The sequence below is a fragment of the Achromobacter sp. genome, assembly GCF_050285565.1.
GTDB lineage: Bacteria > Pseudomonadota > Gammaproteobacteria > Burkholderiales > Burkholderiaceae_B > Achromobacter.
This window is the reverse complement of record NZ_JBLZXG010000005.1, coordinates 383425-400109: the sequence shown is the minus strand read 5'-3', so window position 1 is coordinate 400109 and position 16685 is coordinate 383425. Positions and strand designations below refer to the sequence as shown.

The following is a 16685-nucleotide window of genomic DNA, read 5'->3' as shown; positions in this document are numbered from 1 at the left end:
ATGAAAAAGAAGATGCTGTTCACGGCCGCGGGGGCGGCCCTGGCAATCATGACGAGCGCCGCCGCGCTGGCGCAGGGCTGGCCCGCCAAGCCCATCACCCTGGTGGTGCCCTACACCGCCGGCGGCAGCGCCGACGCGATCGGGCGCCGCCTGGGCGATGTGCTGCGCAAGGAGACCAACGCCACCGTCATCGTCGAAAACAAGCCCGGCGCGGGCGCCTCGGTCGGCACCGACTTCGTGGCGCGCGCCCAGCCCGACGGCACCACGCTGCTGCTGGCCTCCACCAGCCCGCTGACCATCTTTCCGCATCTGGCCAAGACCAACTACGACCCGATGAAGGACCTGACGCCGGTGGCCAGCGTGGCCGTGGCGCCGGTGGCGATCGTCGCCACCAAGGCGCTGCCGGTGAAGGACTTCGCCGGCCTGATCGATTACGCCAAGTCGCACCCGGACGGCGTGCGCTACGGCACGCCGGGTCAGGGCACCGTGGCCCACATCGGCATGGCGGCGCTGACCACGCAGACCGGCACCAGGATGCTGCACGTGCCCTATCGCGGCAACAGCCAGGCGCTGACCGACGGCCTGGGCGGCGTGATCGAGCTGCTGGTGGTCAACACCGACGTGGTGCTGCCGCACGTGACCAACGGCGCGCTCAAGCCGCTGGCGGTGATGGCGCCCGAGCGCCTGGCCGCCTGGCCCGACGTGCCCACCATGGCTGAGCTGAAGCTGCCGCAGGCGCAGTACTACTCGAACTTCGGCATCTTCGCGCCGGCCAACCTGCCGCCGGCCGTGTCGGGCCCGCTGCAGGCCGCGCTGGCCAAGGCCGCGGCCAGCCCCGAGTTCAAGGACCTGCTGGCCAAGTCCTACCTGCAGCCGGGCACCGCGTCCGGCGACGCCTTCGTCAAGCAGGTGCAGGCCGAATACGCCAACAACGCCCGCATCATCAAGGAAGGCAACATCAAGGCGGAATGACGCCGGCGCCGCCCGGGTATTGGGGCGGCCCGATGCAAAGCGCGCTCCTTGGGGAGCGCGCTTTTTTATTGGCGCGGGCGGGGCCGGTTGCGCCAGGCGAATCGGGCGTGGCGTTCGGACGGCGCCAGCCGATCTGAGTGATGGTCTGACATATGCCCACAGGATCGTGTGTGAGTCGCTATCTCCCCGGTAATCTCTTCAAGCAGGGCCTACGCAAAGCGGGGCTTGATGCCTATCAGGGCGCGGCCTCTGGCCTGTCGGGATGAACCCGCAGGCCGCGGCGATCTCAATGTAACGCGGCGGTCTGCGACGGAAACGTTCGAATGAAGTTACGCACACTGTTCACTTTCACTTGGCTTCTGGGGCTTGGACTTGCCTGCGCGACTGCCACGGCGCGCACCGCCAAGCCAATCCTCTTCAGTGACCTCGCGTCCGTGCCTGTCCTGCAACGCTCATTCAAGCCGTTGAAGGCTCGCGTTGAACAACTCGCGCAAGCACGTCACAGCTTGCCCGCACGACTACGCTCCTCCTGGATACATCCGGCGGACGTCTCAAAAGGCCCGCTGAGCCGCTGTGCCTTGCAGTACCAGACACCCGCCGGTGTCGAAGTGGACGCCAAGCTGACCGGCCTGGTTCGCGCCTATGAGTGCCCCGGCATGGACGCCGTCATCCTTTCGGAAACGCTGTTGAGTAAAGGAGGCATGGTCAATCTGCTGTCCGCTGAACAAGTGAACGTGAAGATGTTGGCGGGAGGTCATCCGCGCGGTGTTGTGGCGACCCGCCTGGTGCGGCCCGAGGACGGTCAGGAGATGACGATGGTGCGTTGGCGCAGTGGCGAAAAAATGATGACGCTTCGCGTGGCGGGAACCCAGGCGCCATCATTGGATTTCGTGCGCAAGGTCATGGAGAGCATTCCGGATTGATCCTGACATACCTTCCATGCTTCGAAAGGCCTTCCATGTTGGCCTTGGCTCAATCCGCGTGGATGTCCTCGGGACGCACTACCCAATCTTAGCGGCGCGTCAGGCGGTTTTAGGCCCGAACATGATCACCAGCATCCCCGCCAGGCACAGGCCCACGCCGAAGTAATCGCTGACGCTGGGCCGCACGCCATCGACCGCCCACAGCCACAGCAGCGCCATGCCGATGTACACGCCGCCGTAGGCCGCATAGACGCGCCCCGACGCGGTCGGATGCAGCGTCAGCAGCCAGGCGAACAGCGCCAGGCTGACGGCGGCCGGCGCCAGCAGCCAGATGGAATGGCCGCGCCGCAGCCACAGGTACGGCAGGTAGCAGCCGACGATCTCGGCCAGCGCGGTCAGGATGAACAGCGCCAAGGTTTGCAGCATGGCCATGGAATCCGCCTCAGGACTGCTGCTGCGCCAGCAGCTCGCGGCACTGGCGTTCCTGCACGGCGATTTCCTGCAGCGTATCCTCGATGTCGCGGCGCTGCTGTTCCAGCGTGGCGCGGTGCTGCGCCAGCACTGCCAGGTACTGGCGCAACTGCACCTCGGTGTCGCCGGGGCCGTCGTACATGTCGATCAGCGTCAGGATCTCCGACAATTGCAGCCCCAGGCGCTTGCCGCGCAGGGCCAGCTTCAGGCGCGTGCGGTCGCGCGGGCCGAAGATGCGGTTGCGGCCCTCGCGCGCCGGGCTGACGATCCCCTGGTCTTCATAGAAGCGGATCGTGCGGGGCGTGACGTCGAACTCGCGGGCGAGCTCGGAGATGGTCCAGGTTGACGGGGACATGCGACGTGTGGCAGTTTACGTAAACGTAAATTATGATGACTTGACGCGATCGTCAAGCATGGAGAGCGAGGCAATGAACCCCAACGAGCAGAAGCTGCAGTATCCCTTCGGTGATTTCCAGCCCGAAGCCGGTCGTGCCCATGTGGTGGCCGAGGGCGTGAAATGGATCCGCATGCCGCTGCCGTTCGCGCTGGATCATATCAATCTCTGGCTGTTGCGTGACCGCATCGACGGCCGCGACGGCTGGACGATCGTCGACTGTGGCATCTCGCGCGACGAGGTCAAGACCCTGTGGGAGCAGGTGTTCGAAAACGAACTGGAAGGCCTGCCGGTGTTGCGTGTCATCGTCACCCACATGCACCCCGACCACATCGGCCTGGCCTACTGGCTGTGCGAGCGCTGGGACGCGCGCCTGTGGATGACCATGACCGACTTCATGGTCGCGTCGCTGTGGTCGTCGCGCCGCAACGACGCCGGCGGCGGCCCTGGCGGCCAATCGGCGGTCGACCACTTCGCCCGCCATGGCCTGACCGACCCGGACGCGCAGGAACAGATCCGCCAGCGCGCCAATTACTTTCCCAACCTGGTGCCAGCCGTGCCGGCCCGCTACACCCGCATCATGCACGGCGACGCGGTGCGCATCGGCGCGCACGACTGGCGCGTCATCGTCGGCTACGGCCACGCGCCCGAGCATGCCTCGCTGCATTCGCCCGGCCTGGGCGTGCTGATCTCCGGCGACATGGTGCTGCCGCGCATCTCCACCAACGTCAGCGTGTTCGACTACGAACCCGACGCCAATCCGCTGCCGCTGTACCTGCGCTCGCTCGACGGCTACGCCGACGTGCCGCGCGACACGCTGGTGCTGCCGTCGCACGGCCGGCCGTTCAAGGGCCTGCACGAACGCATCGCGCAGCAGCACGAACATCACCGCGACCGCCTGGCCGACGTGCTGGAGGCCTGTAAGGCCGGCCCGCAATCGACTTCCGACATTGTGCCGGTGCTGTTCAAGCGCAAGCTCGACCTGCATCAGCTCACCTTCGCCATGGGCGAAGCGCTGGCGCATCTGCACGCGCTGTATTTTGAAGGCAAGCTGACGCGCGGCGAAGGCGCGGACGGCATTGTCCGCTTCAAGGCGGCCTGAGGCCGCTTGCCGCCACGTGGCGCGGTGGCGCCAGGCGGGTACGAGGCGGCAGGCGTCGTGCGCCCGGGCCGCCGATTGTCCGGTTGACGCCGGCCGCTGGCTTTAGCGCGTGGCCGTCGCCAGCCGCACGGCCAGCCCCACGAACACCAGCGCCGCGACGCGGTTGAGCCAGCGCTTGGCGGTGACCGAGCGTTGCAGCAGTTCGCCGAACGCGCCCGAGAAAAAGGCGATGGCGCCGAACACCAGCAGCGTGGCCAGCATGAACACCGCGCCCAGTTGCACCGTCTGCCAGCCCACCGGCCCCAGCCTGGGCGAAGTGAACTGTGGCAGGAAGGCGAAGAAGAACAGCAGCACCTTGGGATTGGTCAGGTTCATGACGATGCCGCGGCGATACAGCGCGGACGCCTTCATCGGCGCCGGTTTTTCGCCCTCATCGGCATGCACTGGCGCCTGCAGGATCTGCCAGGCCAGGTACGTCAGGTAGGCCGCGCCGGCCAGTTTCAGCACCGTGAAGGCCGCCGGCGAGGCGGCGAACACGGCGGCCAGGCCCAGCGCCACGGCGGCGGTATGGCCCAGCAGGCCGGTGCACAGCCCCAGCACCACGAACAGCCCGGCCTTGCGGCCCCAGATGGCCGACTGCATCAGCACGAACAGGTTGTCGGGCCCGGGCGTGAGGGCCAGCAATACGGCAATGCCGAAAAACGCGAACAGGGAATCGAAGGGCAGCATGGAATCTCGCCATCGGTCGGGCGGCGCCTTGCGCGCCGGCAATCAAGTGGCATCATACGAGGAAACCAAGGAGACACCATGCCCGCCGCACCGCAAGCCCCCGTCGCGCGCCCCGACGCCGCGCTCGAAGACTGGCTGCGCGCGCGCCACAGTTGCCGCGCCTTCCTGCCCGAGCCGCTGCCGCGCGCCACCATCGAGCGCATCCTGACGCTGGCGCAGCGCACCGCGTCCTGGTGCAACTGCCAGCCGTGGCAGGTGACGGTGGTGTCGGGCGACGCCGCGCGGCGCCTGGGCCGGGCCTTGCTGGCGCGCGCCGAGCAAGCCGGCTTCACGCCCGATTTCCCATTCCCGCGCGAATACCGGGGCGACTACCTGGCGCGGCGCCGCGAGTCGGGCTTCCAGCTCTATGGCGCGGTAGGCGTGGCGCGCGGCGACCGCGAGGCCTACCGCCGCCAGGAGCTGCGCAACTTCCAATTGTTCGACGCGCCGCACGTGGCCATCATCACCACCGATGAAGCCCTGGGCGAGTACGGCGCCATCGATTGCGGCGGCTACGTCGCCAATTTCCTGCTGGCGGCGCAGGCCAACGGCGTGGCCACGGTGGCCCAGGCCTCGCTGGCGATGTATCCCGAGGTGCTGCGCGAACAACTGGGCATCGGCGCCGACCGCCGCGTGGTCTGCGCGATTTCGTTTGGCCATGCCGATACCGCGCATCCGGCCAACAGTTACCGCACCCGCCGCGCCGACCTGGACGCGGTGGTGCGCTGGATCGACTGACACCGGATCCCGAGGGCGCGACATTCGCGCGCGTTCCTGCTACGGTTCCGATTCCCGACAATACGCAGGCACTCTCTTCTGAAGATGGCTACCAAACACATCGATACGGTTTTGCAGCACGCGGGCACCGCCCCGTTCAACCCCGAGACGGGCACGGCGCCGGTGCCGCTGCCGCCGATGCGGGCCAGCACGGTGCGCTTCGAGAACCTGGCGGCGCTGGAAAAGGCCCAGCGCAACAAGGCCGCCGGCGGCCGCGCCACCACCTACGGCCGCATGGGCATGGACACGCACGCCGCGCTGGAACAGGTGTTCGCGCAGCTCGAAGGCGGCAGCCATGCCTACCTGGCGCCGTCCGGCCTGTCGGCCATGACGATGGTGATGCTGGCGCTGTGCTCGGCTGGCGACCACGCGCTGATCGCCGATTGCGTCTACGGCCCGATGCGCGAGCTGGAGGATGCGGTGCTCAAGCGCATGAACATCTCGATCACCTACTTCGCCGCCGGCGAGGATCTGGACGCGCTGGTACAGCCCAACACCAAGCTGCTGTACGTGGAATCGCCCGGCTCGCTGCTGTTCGAGATGCTCGACATGGGCGCCATGGCGGCCGTCGCGCAGCGCCACGGCCTGGTGCTGGCCACCGACAACACCTGGGGCTCGGGCTACATCTACCGGCCGTTGACGCTGGGCGCGCAGGTGTCGGTGATCGCCGGCACCAAGTACGTGGGCGGCCATTCCGACCTGATGCTGGGCGCGGTTGTCACCAATGACGAAGCCATCGCCAGGAAGCTGAACCGTACCCAGTACGCCATGGGCTACTCCATCAGCGCCGACGACGCCTGGCTGGCGCTGCGCGGCGTGCGCACCATGCCGATCCGCATGGCGCAGCATGCGCGCCACGCGCTGCAAGTGTGCGAGTTCTTCAAGCACCGTCCCGAGACCGTGCGCCTGTTCCATCCGGCCTGGCCCGAAGATCCGGGCCATGCGCTGTGGCAGCGCGACTGCACCGGTTCGAACGGCATGCTGTCGGTCGAGCTGCGCCTGTCGCCGGCGGCCGCGCGCGTGTTCGTGGATGAACTGGAACTGTTCGGCATCGGTTTCTCGTGGGGCGGCTACGAAAGCCTGGTGCAACTGGTGTCGCCCAAGGACCTGTCGCACCATCGCTATTGGGGCGAAGGCGAGAACGCGCTGGTGCGCCTGCACATCGGCCTGGAGTCGCCGCAGGACATCATCGCCGACCTGACCCAGGCGCTGGAGAAGGCGGCCGCGGTCAAGGGCTGACGCCGGGCTCAGGCGTGGGCGCGGATCCACGTGCCCACGCGGCCGGCGAGGGCGTCGCTGTGGTCGTCCATCATGGGTATGTGCGCATTGCCGCAGACCCCATGCAAAACGCCCCGGCCAACTGGCACGGGGCGCTTCGATTTCAGCCGTGGCGGGGAATCATCACTTGCCGCGGGCCATCGGAATCAGCTTGTTCACTTCCTGCAGGGCGCCTTCGTAGCTGTTGCCCGCCATGACCGGCGAGGTCATGAACTTGCCGCCCACCGCGAACGACGGCGTGCCGTCGATGCGATAGGCGTCGGCCAGCTGGTTGGCGCGCTGCACCTGGGTCTGGACGCTGAACGAATCGAACACCGAGTCGAACTTGGCGCGGTCCACGCCTTGCGCGGCGGCCCATTCGCCCATGGCCTTCTTGTCGATCAGACGCTTGTGCTCGCCATGGATGGCGGTGAAGACCTTGGCGTGCAGGTCGGGGCGGTCCAGGGCCAGCAGCGTGTAGTAAAGCTGTTGCAGGGGCTTCATGCCGGCGTTGAAGGCGATCGGCACCTGCTTGAGCACGACATCGTCGGGCTTGGTCTTGGCCCAGTCCTCGACCATGGGTTCCATGGCGGCGCAGTGCGGGCAGGTGTAGGCGAAGAACTCCAGGACCTCGATCTTGCCCGGGGTGTCCGACGGCAGCGGCGGATTGATCGGCACGTAGGCCTGGGTGCCCTGGGCGTGGCTGGCCGGGCTGAAGAACGCGGTGGCGGTCAGCGCGGCGGCTGCCAGAATGCGGATGAGCTTGGGGGACAGCATGATGGGATGAGGTTCCTGAACAAAAAGGTTACAGACAGGGCCAGGCCCGGATTAGTTCAATCAAAACCAGGATGCGGGCGCCGTGTTACTGGCGCACCACCGCCGTTTCAATCTTGTTCTCGCCCAACCGGCCACGGGCGCGGTTCATGTCGTCCAGGCGGGCGAACGGGCCGACGCGCACCCGGTTGATCGGCTTGCCGTTGACCTCGGCCTTCTGCACCGCCACGGGCAGGCCCAGCAGGATGATGCGGGCCTTGAGCGATTCGGCGTCGTCCTGGCCCCGGAAGGCGCCGGCTTGCAGGTAGTACGAGCCGTTGGCCGAAGCCGTGGGAGCGGCGCTGGCGACCGGCGCCTTGGCCGCCGGCGCCGGGGTCGGCGCCACCTTGGCGATGGGCGTGGGCGGCGCGCTGGCCGCCGGTGCCGGGGGGGGCGCGGGGGGAGGGTTGGAAGTCGGCAGGGTGGCGATGAGCGCGCCCAGATCGTCCGACTTGCGCCCTGGCTCGGTGCCGCCCGCGCCCGGCAGCGGCGCGGGCGCCGTGGCGGTCGGGCCGGTGGGCGGGGAGCCCGCCGCGCCGTCGCGGCCATACAGGCCCGCGTTGGGATCCGGCGCGTTGCGCGGATCCGGCAGTTTGCCGGCATCGCCCTGGCGGGTGGCGCGGTCGACGAAGGGCACGGGGGCCTTGGTGACGTAGAACGCCACGACGGCGGCGACGATCAAGCCGAGGAGCAGGCCGGCCAGCGCCCCATACAGGGTGCTGCCGCTTTCGCCTGACCGGCGGGTGGGTTTGCGCTTGGTGGCCATGTACCGATGTTACATCCGCTCGGGGGCGGACACGCCCAACAGCGCCAGGCCGTTGGCCAGCACCTGGCGCGTGGTCGCGGCCAGGCGCAGGCGCGCCAGCTTGAGGGCGGTGTCGTCGACCAGCACGCGCTCGGCGTTGTACCAGCCGTGGAAGTCCGCGGCGCAGTCGCGCAGCCAGAAGGCGATGTGGTGCGGAGCCAGTTCCTGGGCGGCCAGCGCCACCACGTGAGGGAATTCGGCCAGGCGCTGCATCAGCGCGAATTCGCTCGGGGCGGTCAGCAGGGAGGCATCGGCCGCGGCCACGTCCGCCGCCGGCATGCCAGCGTTGTTGATGACCGAGCAGATGCGGGCGTGCGCGTACTGGATGTAATAGACGGGGTTCTCGTCGCTCTTGGACAGGGCCAGGTCGACGTCGAACACGAATTCGGTGTCGGCGCGGCGCTGGATCAGGAAATAGCGCACGGCGTCGCGGCCGACCCAGTCGATCAGGTCGCGCATGGTCACGTAGCTGCCGGCGCGCTTGGAGATCTTGACCTCCTGGCCGCCGCGCATCACCTTGACCATCTTGTGCAGCACGTACGCCGGGTAGTCCTTGGGAATGCCCTCTTCCAGCGCCTGCAGGCCGGCGCGCACGCGCGCCACGGTGCCGTGGTGGTCGCTGCCCTGTATGTTCACGGCGCGGTGGAAACCGCGTTCCCACTTGGCCTTGTGGTAGGCCACGTCCGGCACGAAATAGGTGTAGCCGCCCTCGCTCTTGCGCATGACGCGGTCTTTGTCGTCGCCCGTGCCCAGTTCGGTGGTGCGCAGCCACAGCGCGCCGCCCTCTTCATAGGTATGGCCGCCGGCGATCAGCGCCTTGACGGTGGCCTCGACCCGGCCCGAGGTGTACAACGAGCTTTCCAGGTAGTAGTTGTCGAACTTCAGCCCGAACGCCTGCAGGTCCAGATCCTGCTCGCGGCGCAGGTAGGCCACGGCGAAGGCGCGGATGTCTTCCAGGCTGTCGATGTTGCCGGTGGCGGTGACGGGTTCGCCGTCCGAGGCCTGCAGGGTCTTGCCGGCCTGGAAGTCGCGGGCGATGTCCAGGATGTAGTCGCCCTTGTAGCCGTCGGCGGGCCACTCGGGCGAGTCAGTCGTCAGGCCGCGGGCGCGCGCCTGCACGCTGATGGCCAGGTTCTCGATCTGGTTGCCGGCGTCGTTGTAATAGAACTCGCGGGTGACGTCCCAGCCGATGGCGTCGTACAGGCGGCACAGGGCGTCGCCCAAAGCGGCCTGGCGGGCATGGCCGACGTGCAGCGGGCCGGTGGGGTTGGCGGACACGAATTCCACCAGGATCTTCTCGCCGCTGCGGGGCGAGCGGCCGAAGGCCTCGCCCTGCTCGGCCACGGCTTTGATGACCGCCTGGCGGGCGGCGGCGGTGACGCGCAGGTTGATGAAGCCGGGACCGGCGATCTCGGCGCTTTCCACCAGGTCGCGGGCGCCGGGCAGGGCCAGCAGCGCGTCGACGATGGCCTGGGCCAGTTCACGCGGGTTGCGCTTGGCCGGCTTGGCCAGTTGCATGGCCACGTTGGTGGCGACGTCGCCATGGGCGGCGACCTTGGGGCGCTCCAGCAGCACGTTGGCGTGGGCCGTATTGGCCTGGGCGTCGGGCAGGCTCTGCGCGACGGCGGCCTGGATCAGGGAGATAAGCTGTTTTTGTTGCTCGGGGAGCATGGGCGTCTGGAGAAGTTCTGGGTGGGTGACGAGAGCGCCGGGCCGTGGCCTCGCGGGCGGGCCCGCCGGCGGCGCCAGGGGGCGGGATCGGCCGGCCGGCGCGCCTCGGGGACACGATCGCGCGGGCGCCGGATTCTCGGCCGCCGCGGGATCCTGCCGTCACGGGAATCTCCTGAATCATAGCTTGATTTGGCGGGCGTCACCCGGGCGTGGCCGCTGTTGGCCGGGGCGCCCGCCCGCGCTGCGCCGGGGCCAGTTGGCATCCCCAGGGCGTTGCGGTAGTGTATGGAAGGTATTCAATCCGTAGGGAGACCGGAATATGCTGATTACGTTTCACTCCAAGGTCGCGGCCGAGGTCCTGATGCTGACCGACCACGCCGGCGTCCTGCTGCAGGCCGCCGGTAAATCCTTCGGCGACAAGATCCCCGAGCGCGGCGTGTTCACCGCCGACCAGCTCGCCGCGGCCATCCAGGGTATCGAGCGGGCCATCGAAGCGTCCCAGGACTCCCCCGTCGAGGAAGAGGAAGACGAGGACAAGCCGCCGGTGGCGCCCATGGCGCGCGCGGTCGGCCTGAAGGAACGCGCCTTCCCGCTGCTGGATATGATGCGCCAGTCACAGGCGGCCGGCGCCGAAGTCACCTGGGAGGTGTCGCGCGGCTGGTAAGCCAATGTCGCCGGACGGACAATCTGCCCGGCGTTTTTTGCCTACCCTTTGCGGCTGATGCCATTTCAAGGAATTCGCCCCATGCGCAGCGACATCACCATCGTTTTCGATCCCCGGCGCTCGCTGGATCTCTCGGCCAACGTCGAGCCCAGCCCGCAGCGCCAGAACCAGGCCCGCGACTGGTTCGACGGCGCCTGGGAAACCCTGGGTTGTGAGCCGCTGCGCCCCAGCGGCAAGGTGCTGCTGCTGGACAAGGTGCTGGGCGTGGCCGACGCGCTTGGCTTCGAGACGCTCTCCACCGATGAAAAGGAAGCGCGCGAATTCGCCGAAAATCTCGCGCTGGCGCTGGAGCGCCCGCGCATCACCGTGGACCTGCCCGGCCTGACGGTCGGTTACTGACCCGCCGGGCGCCCGCCGCCCGTCCCCGCAGCCGGATTCGATGCCGAATCCGGCTTTTTCTTTGGGCGGGCAGTTTCCTGCGGCGCCCCGGCGCGCCGCCCCTTCCGCCGCCACGGAACCAATCCGGCCCGGCCGTTACTCATGGGCGAGGGTGGCCCGGCGCCATCCGCCGATCACCCCTTTCGCGGAAGCCGTGACATGAGCCAGGATCGCTATCTCGCCCTGTTGAACGCCTATGCGCGCCATCGGCCGGCCCATGCCGAGGTGGCGCGCACCCAGCAAGTCGTCATCGACGGGCGCGCCGTCGGCCTGTGGTGCGTGCCCGCCGCCGCCGACGCCGATCCCGGCGACGGCCTGCTGGTGTGCCGCACCGATGTGGCACGCTTTGCGCAAGGACTGCCCGGCGCGGTCTGCCGGCTGCTGCTGCAGGCCAACAATCTGTGGGCCGGCACCCATGGCGCCACGCTCGGCCTGCGCGGCCACGACACCGTGATGCTCAGCGCGGCGCGCCGCATCGGCTCGCTGACACCGGCCTCGCTGGACGCCCTGTTGGCCGGGTTGCTGGTCGATGCCCAGACCTGGACGGCGCAGCTCACGCGGCGGGCGACCCCGGCGGCGGCCGGGGCCGAGGCCGGCATGCTGCACCTGCGCGCCTGATTCCCCGTTTCCCGCTGGAGCCCTTGCCGTGTCCGAAGAACGCTATCACACCGCCCTGGCCGACCTTGCCACCCATATCGGGGTGCCGGCGACGGCGCTGGCCGCCCGCCAGGAACTCGTCATCGATGGCATCGCCATCGCCCTGGCCTACGTGGATGACGGGCTGGGGGGCGCCATGCAAGGCGCCTGCCGGATCGGCACGCAGCCGCTGCCGGCCGACCCGCCCGCGGGCCTGCTGCCGTTGCTGTTGCAGGCCAACACCCTCGGTCCCGCCACGCGCGGGGCCACCCTCGGCCTGCAGCAATCGGGCCATCTGGTGCTCGCCAGCCGCCAGCCGCTGGATCAGCCGTCCGCGCGCCTGGCGCAGGCCTGGCGTGACCTGGCCGAAGTGTCGGCCGCCTGGGCGACCGCCCTTGACCAAGGGCTGGGCCATCCCGCCGGCCCCCGCTGAATCCGCTTTGCGACAGGAGCTTTCCCATGTCCCGCTATGAAACGCTGCTCGAAGACTACGCGCGCCTTGCCGGCCTGGCGCCGATCGAGGATTTCCTGGCCAACCAGGAACTGGTCATCGCCGACATCGTGGTCGGCCTGTCGGCCGAAGGCGACGCCGATCGCGGCGACATCGCCTTTTTCGCCACGCTGGGGCGGCCGGCGCCGCAGGTCGCCCGCGACAAGCTGCTGCAGCTGATGCTCGAAGCCAATGCGCTGTGGGTCGGCACCGGCGGCTGCACCCTGGGCCTGCAGGCGGGCACCGGTGCCGTCGTGCTCTGCGCGCGCGCGCCGCTGGCCCTGTGCGACGCGCCGGCGCTGGCCGCCGCGCTGGATGCTTTTGCCGACGTCGCGCTGTTGTGGCGCGATGTCGTGCAGGGCCGCGTCACCCCTGAATGGCCGCAACTGGCCGCCTGACCGGGAGCCCCGCCATGTTCATCAATCCCAATGCCGGCCGCGTGGCCGGTGGCGAGCCGCTTTCGCCGCAGCCTGTCACGACGGGCGCCGCTTCCCTGACGGCGACGTCCCCCCAGCCCGGCCAGGGCGGGCTGCAAGGCACGATGGTATCCGTCGGCGAGGGCGGCACCGAGGCATTGCGCGACGACGCGGCGCAGACTCGGGGGTGGTTCAGCGGCGCGCTCTCGGCCTTCTGGCAAGCCGCCGAGGCGTTCACCTTCGCCATGCACGGCGACCCGCTGGACGATGATGCCGAGGTGCGGGCCGACGCCGACATCGATGACACCCTGCGCACCGACACGGACGACGACGATACGCTGACCGAGATCGATGACGACGACGATGACGAGTTCTTCGATTGCGACGAAGACGGCGTCGCCGCCTACAACGCCCGCCAGTTGGAACGGCAGGCATTGGCGGATGGGCCGGGCGGCGCGACGCGTCCGGCCTCCCTGGACGAGGTGGAAATCCTGCCGCTGTCGTCCCTGCTGGGCGAGGTCGATGCCCTGCCGCTCCAGGCCGACAGCGGGCCCACGCCCGCCCGCGAGACCGTGGCGCAGCAGACGCAACAGCAGCAGGACGGCATCCTCGGCCGCCTGATGGCCTACGGCGGCAATGCGCTGAGCGCGGTGACCTCGACCGTGGCCGGTACCGCCGCGAGCGTGGCGAGCACGGTCCGAAGCTACCTGCCGGGCGGCGGTTCGCCGGCAGCCGAAGGCGCCGGCGCGGCGTCCGGCCAGACCGTCTCCGAACGCAACCTGGCGCGTGCCGGCCAGGTCGCCGGCAAGATCGACGCAGAGATGGCCAATCTCAACGAGCAACTGCGCCGCATGGGCGGCGACGCGCTGCGCGTGCCTGACGGTGAGCGTCTGAATGCCCCAACGCTGTCCACCTGGGACACCCTCTCGCGCTGGAACCACCAGGTGCGCGGCGCCATGTCGGCCGGCCTGACCACGCTGGGCTGGACCACCGCGGCGGTGGCGATCCCGACCGCCACCAGCGTCATCACGTCCCCCATGGGCTGGACGCCGACCGGCATCGGCATCAATGCCACCGCCGTGCTCGGGGGCGCCTACCTGGGCCTGACCGCGCTGCGCGATTTCCCGGCACTGGCGAGCAACCGCGCGGCGCTCAGCCTGGTCGAAAGCACCCTGCAAGCGTTGCAGCCGCAGTTCAAGGAACTCGACAACCTGATCGCACAGGAACAGTCGCGCCAGACCGCGGCCGAGCGCACCATGCTGGTATCGCTGGAACGCGCGCCGCGCCTGGACGCGCTGCAACGCGAACTGGCGCAGGTCGGCGAGGCGCTCAAGACCGCGCCGTCCGGCGCTGCGCAAGGCGCCGCCCCGCGCCATCCGGTCGCCCTGGGCGATGGCCAGGCACGCGCCCAGACATTGGGCCTGGCGGCGCGCGCCAAGTCGGCGTTCCAGTCCTTCTTCGGTTCGATCGCGCGCGGTCTGTCCAGTGTCGGCCGTTTCCTGGCGGACCTGCCCAATGTGCCGGGACGGCTGCTGGAACGCCGCGCGGCGGGCAAGAGCGAACTGGCCTACACCCAGGGCGCCGGCCGCGCCGCGCTCAGCCTGCTGGCGTCGCCGGGCGCGGGCGGCATCGTGCGTGACGGCGTCGACGTGCGGGTGATGCAGCGCGCCACCAACGCCGGCGCCGCGCACGAGCTGGCCGACGTGCGCCGCCAGATGCACATCGGCGAGAACCTGACCCGTGCCCTGCGCGCCAATGACCAGGCCGCCTTCGGCGCCATCGCGGTGGGCGAAGGCATCGAGCAGGTCGCGATCACGGCCAACCTGACCACCGCGCGCGCCATGGCGTGGTATTTCGCCGCCGCGGCCGAGGCCGGCGGCGGCCAGGATCCCGCCGTTACCCGCAACGCCGACGGCAGCTTGTCGGTGGCCGACCCCGACCGCAAGCTGTACAGCTTCCTGATGCATGCGCCGTCGGCCTACACCGGCGCCATGGTCGGCGACGCCGCGGGCGCGCCGGGCCGGTTGACGCTGGATGACCACCGGCGCGGCTTTCCCGAGGGCGCGCGCGGCATGCAGTTCGAAACCGCGCTGGATGCCCAGGGCGGCGCCGAACTGCGCATCCGCTTCGTTGCCGGGCAGGCGCGGCCGGTGTTCAATCCCTTGGCCAATGAGCGCGACGTGCTGCTGTCCATGTACCAGGCGCTGCACACCCCGGCGCAGACCGGCGAGCGGCAGGCGGATTTCTCTGGCTGGTCGCGCGAGCAGCTCGAGGCGCACCAGTCCTCGCTGATGGCCGCCGTGCAGCGCGAAACCAGCCTGATCGCCGGCGATCAGCAGCAGGTGCGCGACCTGCAAGGCTGGCAGAATCCGGCTTTCCTGGCCGGCCGGGCCTAGGCCCGGCGCGGCTCAGCGGATGCCGGCGCGCATGAACGACTGCACGAACTGGCGTTGGAACAGCAGGAAGGCGATCAGCAGCGGCGCCGCCGACATCAGCGTGGCGGCGGTGATCACCGACCAGTCGATGCCCTGGTCGGTGGACGAGAACACCTGCAGGCCCACCGTCAGCGGTCGCGATTCGACCGAGTTGGTGATGATCAGCGGCCACAGGAAGTTGTTCCAGTGGTGGCTGACCGACACCAGTCCGTAGGCCACGTAGATCGGCTTGGCCAGCGGCACGTACACCTTCCACAGCACCTGCAGCGCGTTGGCGCCTTCCATGCGCGCGGCCTCCTCCAGCTCGCGCGGCACCGTCTTGAAGGTCTGGCGCAAGAGGAAGATGCCAAAGGCCGAGGCGAAGTACGGCAGGCCGATGGCGAACACCGTGTCGCGGATGCCCAGTTGGCTCATCGAGCGGTAGTTCTCCACCAGCAGCACGTCCGGCATGATCATCAGCTGCAACAGCACCAGCATGAAGACGAAGTCGCGGCCGCGGAACTCGAAGCGCGCGAACGCGTAGCCGGCCAGCGTCGACAGCACCAGTTGCGCCGCCAGCACCATCGTCACCAGCAGGAAGGTATTGGCGAAGTAGCGCGGGAACGGCGCCGCGTGCCAGGCGCGCGCGAAGTTGTCGAGCGTGAGCGGGGCGAACAGATCGAAGCGGGTGGCGTAGGCCGGCGGATGGAACGCCGCCCACACGGCATACGCCAGCGGCAGAATCCACAACAGGCCCAGCGCCCACGCGCCCAGGGTATCGAGCTTGTCTTTCATTGGTAGTGCGTCCTGCGGTCCAGCCAGCGGAACTTGACCAGCGCCGTCAGCGCCAGCACCACCAGCAGCACGACGGTCAGCGTCGCGGCGTAGGCGGTGTCCCAGAAACTGAAGCCCACCTGGTAGATGTAATACAGCAGCAGCGTGCTGGCGTTGTCGGGCCCGCCGCGGGTCATGACCACTACGTGGTCCACCAGCCGGAAGGCGTTGATCAGCGCGTTGATCAGCACGAACAGCGTGGTCGGCATCAACAGTGGCCATAGCACGCGCCGGAAGTACTGCCAGCGCGAGGCCCCTTCCAGCATCGCCGCCTCGCGCAGCGATGGCGACACCGTCTGCAACGCGGCCAGGTAGAAGATCATGAAGAAACCCGATTCCTTCCACACCGTCACCAGCATCAGCGCCGGCAGCGCCGTCTCGCGGTTGCCGAGCCAGTTGGGGCCGGGCGAGCCGAACAGTTGCATCACCTGCGCGATCAGGCCGTACTGCGGGGTGTAGAAGAACAGCCAGATATTGGCCACCGCCACCATCGGCAGCACCGTCGGCGTGAAGTACGCCATGCGCAGGAAACCGCGCCCGCGCAGGTTGCGGTTGACCCACAGCGCCATGACCAGCGCGATGCCGATCGAGGTCGGGATGGTGCCCAGGGCGAACCACAGGTTGTTCCAGAGCGATTGCCAGAACACCGGGTCGTCGCGCATGACGGCGTAGTTGTCCAGCCCGACGAAGCGGGCCGGGCGCGCGCCCTTGGGGGTGGAAAAGAAGCTGTGCCAGAGCGTCGCCAGCGCCGGGTAGTGCGTGAACGCGGCGAGCAGCACGATGGCTGGCAGCAACAGCAGCCAGCCATAAAGCGCATTCAAAGAGCGGCTCATCGTGCTT

General features: G+C 68.8%; 19 protein-coding genes. 11 read left to right on the top strand and 8 right to left on the bottom strand.

Annotated features, from left to right (window positions below; all coding sequences use genetic code 11):
* Both ACN6O8_RS13195 and ACN6O8_RS13190 read left to right on the top strand, forming a co-directional pair.
* Entirely contained in the window at nt 1-972 is a 972-nt protein-coding gene (locus tag ACN6O8_RS13195; RefSeq protein WP_427991480.1) for a Bug family tripartite tricarboxylate transporter substrate binding protein, read from the top strand.
* Between the two features lie 323 nt (nt 973-1295).
* Nucleotides 1296-1895 carry a hypothetical protein gene (locus tag ACN6O8_RS13190; protein ID WP_427991479.1) on the top strand — a complete coding sequence of 200 codons (600 nt, stop codon included), beginning with the start codon at nt 1296-1298 and terminating at the stop codon, nt 1893-1895.
* A 99-nt stretch (nt 1896-1994) separates the two neighbouring features.
* Here ACN6O8_RS13190 and ACN6O8_RS13185 read toward each other — a convergent pair whose 3' ends face one another.
* Both ACN6O8_RS13185 and ACN6O8_RS13180 read right to left on the bottom strand, forming a co-directional pair.
* Nucleotides 1995-2327 carry a YnfA family protein gene (locus ACN6O8_RS13185; protein ID WP_427991478.1) on the bottom strand — a complete coding sequence of 111 codons (333 nt, stop codon included), beginning with the start codon at nt 2325-2327 and terminating at the stop codon, nt 1995-1997.
* Nucleotides 2328-2337: 10 nt separating this feature from the next.
* On the bottom strand, nt 2338-2721 hold the full coding sequence (locus tag ACN6O8_RS13180; RefSeq protein ID WP_427991477.1) for a MerR family transcriptional regulator: 384 nt from the start codon (nt 2719-2721) through the stop codon (nt 2338-2340).
* Between the two features lie 73 nt (nt 2722-2794).
* On the opposite strand from ACN6O8_RS13180, the gene ACN6O8_RS13175 reads away from it, so the two are divergent.
* A complete protein-coding gene (locus tag ACN6O8_RS13175; protein WP_427991476.1) occupies nt 2795-3862 on the top strand; it encodes an MBL fold metallo-hydrolase in 1068 nt (355 codons plus the stop codon).
* 102 nt (nt 3863-3964) lie between these two features.
* Here the strand turns inward: ACN6O8_RS13175 and ACN6O8_RS13170 are convergent, their stop codons facing one another.
* Entirely contained in the window at nt 3965-4591 is a 627-nt protein-coding gene (locus ACN6O8_RS13170; protein ID WP_427991475.1) for a LysE family translocator, read from the bottom strand.
* 78 nt (nt 4592-4669) lie between these two features.
* Between ACN6O8_RS13170 and ACN6O8_RS13165 the strand changes: the two genes are divergently transcribed.
* Both ACN6O8_RS13165 and metC read left to right on the top strand, forming a co-directional pair.
* Entirely contained in the window at nt 4670-5368 is a 699-nt protein-coding gene (locus tag ACN6O8_RS13165; RefSeq protein ID WP_427991474.1) for a nitroreductase, read from the top strand.
* An 84-nt stretch (nt 5369-5452) separates the two neighbouring features.
* On the top strand, nt 5453-6646 hold the full coding sequence (metC, locus tag ACN6O8_RS13160) for a cystathionine beta-lyase (protein WP_427991473.1): 1194 nt from the start codon (nt 5453-5455) through the stop codon (nt 6644-6646).
* A gap of 162 nt (nt 6647-6808) precedes the next feature.
* Here the strand turns inward: metC and ACN6O8_RS13155 are convergent, their stop codons facing one another.
* The 3 genes from ACN6O8_RS13155 to argS form a co-directional block, all read right to left on the bottom strand.
* Nucleotides 6809-7441 carry a thiol:disulfide interchange protein DsbA/DsbL gene (locus ACN6O8_RS13155; protein ID WP_427991472.1) on the bottom strand — a complete coding sequence of 211 codons (633 nt, stop codon included), beginning with the start codon at nt 7439-7441 and terminating at the stop codon, nt 6809-6811.
* A gap of 85 nt (nt 7442-7526) precedes the next feature.
* Nucleotides 7527-8243 carry an SPOR domain-containing protein gene (locus ACN6O8_RS13150; RefSeq protein WP_427991471.1) on the bottom strand — a complete coding sequence of 239 codons (717 nt, stop codon included), beginning with the start codon at nt 8241-8243 and terminating at the stop codon, nt 7527-7529.
* A gap of 9 nt (nt 8244-8252) precedes the next feature.
* Nucleotides 8253-9953 carry an arginine--tRNA ligase gene (argS, locus tag ACN6O8_RS13145; RefSeq protein ID WP_427991470.1) on the bottom strand — a complete coding sequence of 567 codons (1701 nt, stop codon included), beginning with the start codon at nt 9951-9953 and terminating at the stop codon, nt 8253-8255.
* A gap of 319 nt (nt 9954-10272) precedes the next feature.
* Here argS and ACN6O8_RS13140 point away from each other — a divergent pair, with 319 nt between their 5' ends.
* From ACN6O8_RS13140 to ACN6O8_RS13115, 6 genes are all read left to right on the top strand, one after another.
* A complete protein-coding gene (locus ACN6O8_RS13140) occupies nt 10273-10617 on the top strand; it encodes a DUF1840 domain-containing protein (RefSeq protein ID WP_427991469.1) in 345 nt (114 codons plus the stop codon).
* A gap of 81 nt (nt 10618-10698) precedes the next feature.
* A complete protein-coding gene (locus ACN6O8_RS13135; RefSeq protein WP_427991468.1) occupies nt 10699-11016 on the top strand; it encodes a hypothetical protein in 318 nt (105 codons plus the stop codon).
* A gap of 198 nt (nt 11017-11214) precedes the next feature.
* Nucleotides 11215-11673 (top strand): type III secretion system chaperone, encoded by a 459-nt coding sequence (locus ACN6O8_RS13130; RefSeq protein ID WP_427991467.1) that lies wholly within the window; start codon nt 11215-11217, stop codon nt 11671-11673.
* A gap of 28 nt (nt 11674-11701) precedes the next feature.
* Entirely contained in the window at nt 11702-12124 is a 423-nt protein-coding gene (locus tag ACN6O8_RS13125; protein ID WP_427991466.1) for a type III secretion system chaperone, read from the top strand.
* 26 nt (nt 12125-12150) lie between these two features.
* Nucleotides 12151-12579: a type III secretion system chaperone gene (locus ACN6O8_RS13120; RefSeq protein WP_427991465.1), complete on the top strand. Its 429-nt coding sequence runs from the start codon at nt 12151-12153 to the stop codon at nt 12577-12579.
* Between the two features lie 14 nt (nt 12580-12593).
* Nucleotides 12594-14993 carry a hypothetical protein gene (locus ACN6O8_RS13115; protein WP_427991464.1) on the top strand — a complete coding sequence of 800 codons (2400 nt, stop codon included), beginning with the start codon at nt 12594-12596 and terminating at the stop codon, nt 14991-14993.
* Between the two features lie 12 nt (nt 14994-15005).
* On the opposite strand, the gene ACN6O8_RS13110 is transcribed toward ACN6O8_RS13115, so the two are convergent.
* Nucleotides 15006-15806 (bottom strand): carbohydrate ABC transporter permease, encoded by an 801-nt coding sequence (locus ACN6O8_RS13110; RefSeq protein WP_427991463.1) that lies wholly within the window; start codon nt 15804-15806, stop codon nt 15006-15008.
* Nucleotides 15803-16678 (bottom strand): carbohydrate ABC transporter permease, encoded by an 876-nt coding sequence (locus ACN6O8_RS13105; protein ID WP_006386978.1) that lies wholly within the window; start codon nt 16676-16678, stop codon nt 15803-15805. The genes ACN6O8_RS13110 and ACN6O8_RS13105 overlap by 4 nt, the downstream gene beginning before the upstream one ends.
* Nucleotides 16679-16685 lie beyond the last annotated feature (7 nt).

What these genes read in the sequence shown, in the direction of transcription:
- ACN6O8_RS13170 (WP_427991475.1), bottom strand. Translation starts at nt 4,591, where the DNA reads ATGCTGCCCTTCGATTCCCTGTTCGCGTTTTTCGGCATTGCCGTATTG.
- ACN6O8_RS13195 (WP_427991480.1), top strand. Translation starts at nt 1, where the DNA reads ATGAAAAAGAAGATGCTGTTCACGGCCGCGGGGGCGGCCCTGGCAATC.
- ACN6O8_RS13120 (WP_427991465.1), top strand. Translation starts at nt 12,151, where the DNA reads ATGTCCCGCTATGAAACGCTGCTCGAAGACTACGCGCGCCTTGCCGGC.
- ACN6O8_RS13175 (WP_427991476.1), top strand. Translation starts at nt 2,795, where the DNA reads ATGAACCCCAACGAGCAGAAGCTGCAGTATCCCTTCGGTGATTTCCAG.
- ACN6O8_RS13110 (WP_427991463.1), bottom strand. Translation starts at nt 15,806, where the DNA reads ATGAAAGACAAGCTCGATACCCTGGGCGCGTGGGCGCTGGGCCTGTTG.
- ACN6O8_RS13135 (WP_427991468.1), top strand. Translation starts at nt 10,699, where the DNA reads ATGCGCAGCGACATCACCATCGTTTTCGATCCCCGGCGCTCGCTGGAT.
- ACN6O8_RS13140 (WP_427991469.1), top strand. Translation starts at nt 10,273, where the DNA reads ATGCTGATTACGTTTCACTCCAAGGTCGCGGCCGAGGTCCTGATGCTG.
- ACN6O8_RS13165 (WP_427991474.1), top strand. Translation starts at nt 4,670, where the DNA reads ATGCCCGCCGCACCGCAAGCCCCCGTCGCGCGCCCCGACGCCGCGCTC.
- ACN6O8_RS13150 (WP_427991471.1), bottom strand. Translation starts at nt 8,243, where the DNA reads ATGGCCACCAAGCGCAAACCCACCCGCCGGTCAGGCGAAAGCGGCAGC.
- ACN6O8_RS13155 (WP_427991472.1), bottom strand. Translation starts at nt 7,441, where the DNA reads ATGCTGTCCCCCAAGCTCATCCGCATTCTGGCAGCCGCCGCGCTGACC.
- ACN6O8_RS13130 (WP_427991467.1), top strand. Translation starts at nt 11,215, where the DNA reads ATGAGCCAGGATCGCTATCTCGCCCTGTTGAACGCCTATGCGCGCCAT.
- ACN6O8_RS13105 (WP_006386978.1), bottom strand. Translation starts at nt 16,678, where the DNA reads ATGAGCCGCTCTTTGAATGCGCTTTATGGCTGGCTGCTGTTGCTGCCA.
- ACN6O8_RS13180 (WP_427991477.1), bottom strand. Translation starts at nt 2,721, where the DNA reads ATGTCCCCGTCAACCTGGACCATCTCCGAGCTCGCCCGCGAGTTCGAC.
- ACN6O8_RS13190 (WP_427991479.1), top strand. Translation starts at nt 1,296, where the DNA reads ATGAAGTTACGCACACTGTTCACTTTCACTTGGCTTCTGGGGCTTGGA.
- ACN6O8_RS13185 (WP_427991478.1), bottom strand. Translation starts at nt 2,327, where the DNA reads ATGGCCATGCTGCAAACCTTGGCGCTGTTCATCCTGACCGCGCTGGCC.
- argS (WP_427991470.1), bottom strand. Translation starts at nt 9,953, where the DNA reads ATGCTCCCCGAGCAACAAAAACAGCTTATCTCCCTGATCCAGGCCGCC.
- metC (WP_427991473.1), top strand. Translation starts at nt 5,453, where the DNA reads ATGGCTACCAAACACATCGATACGGTTTTGCAGCACGCGGGCACCGCC.
- ACN6O8_RS13115 (WP_427991464.1), top strand. Translation starts at nt 12,594, where the DNA reads ATGTTCATCAATCCCAATGCCGGCCGCGTGGCCGGTGGCGAGCCGCTT.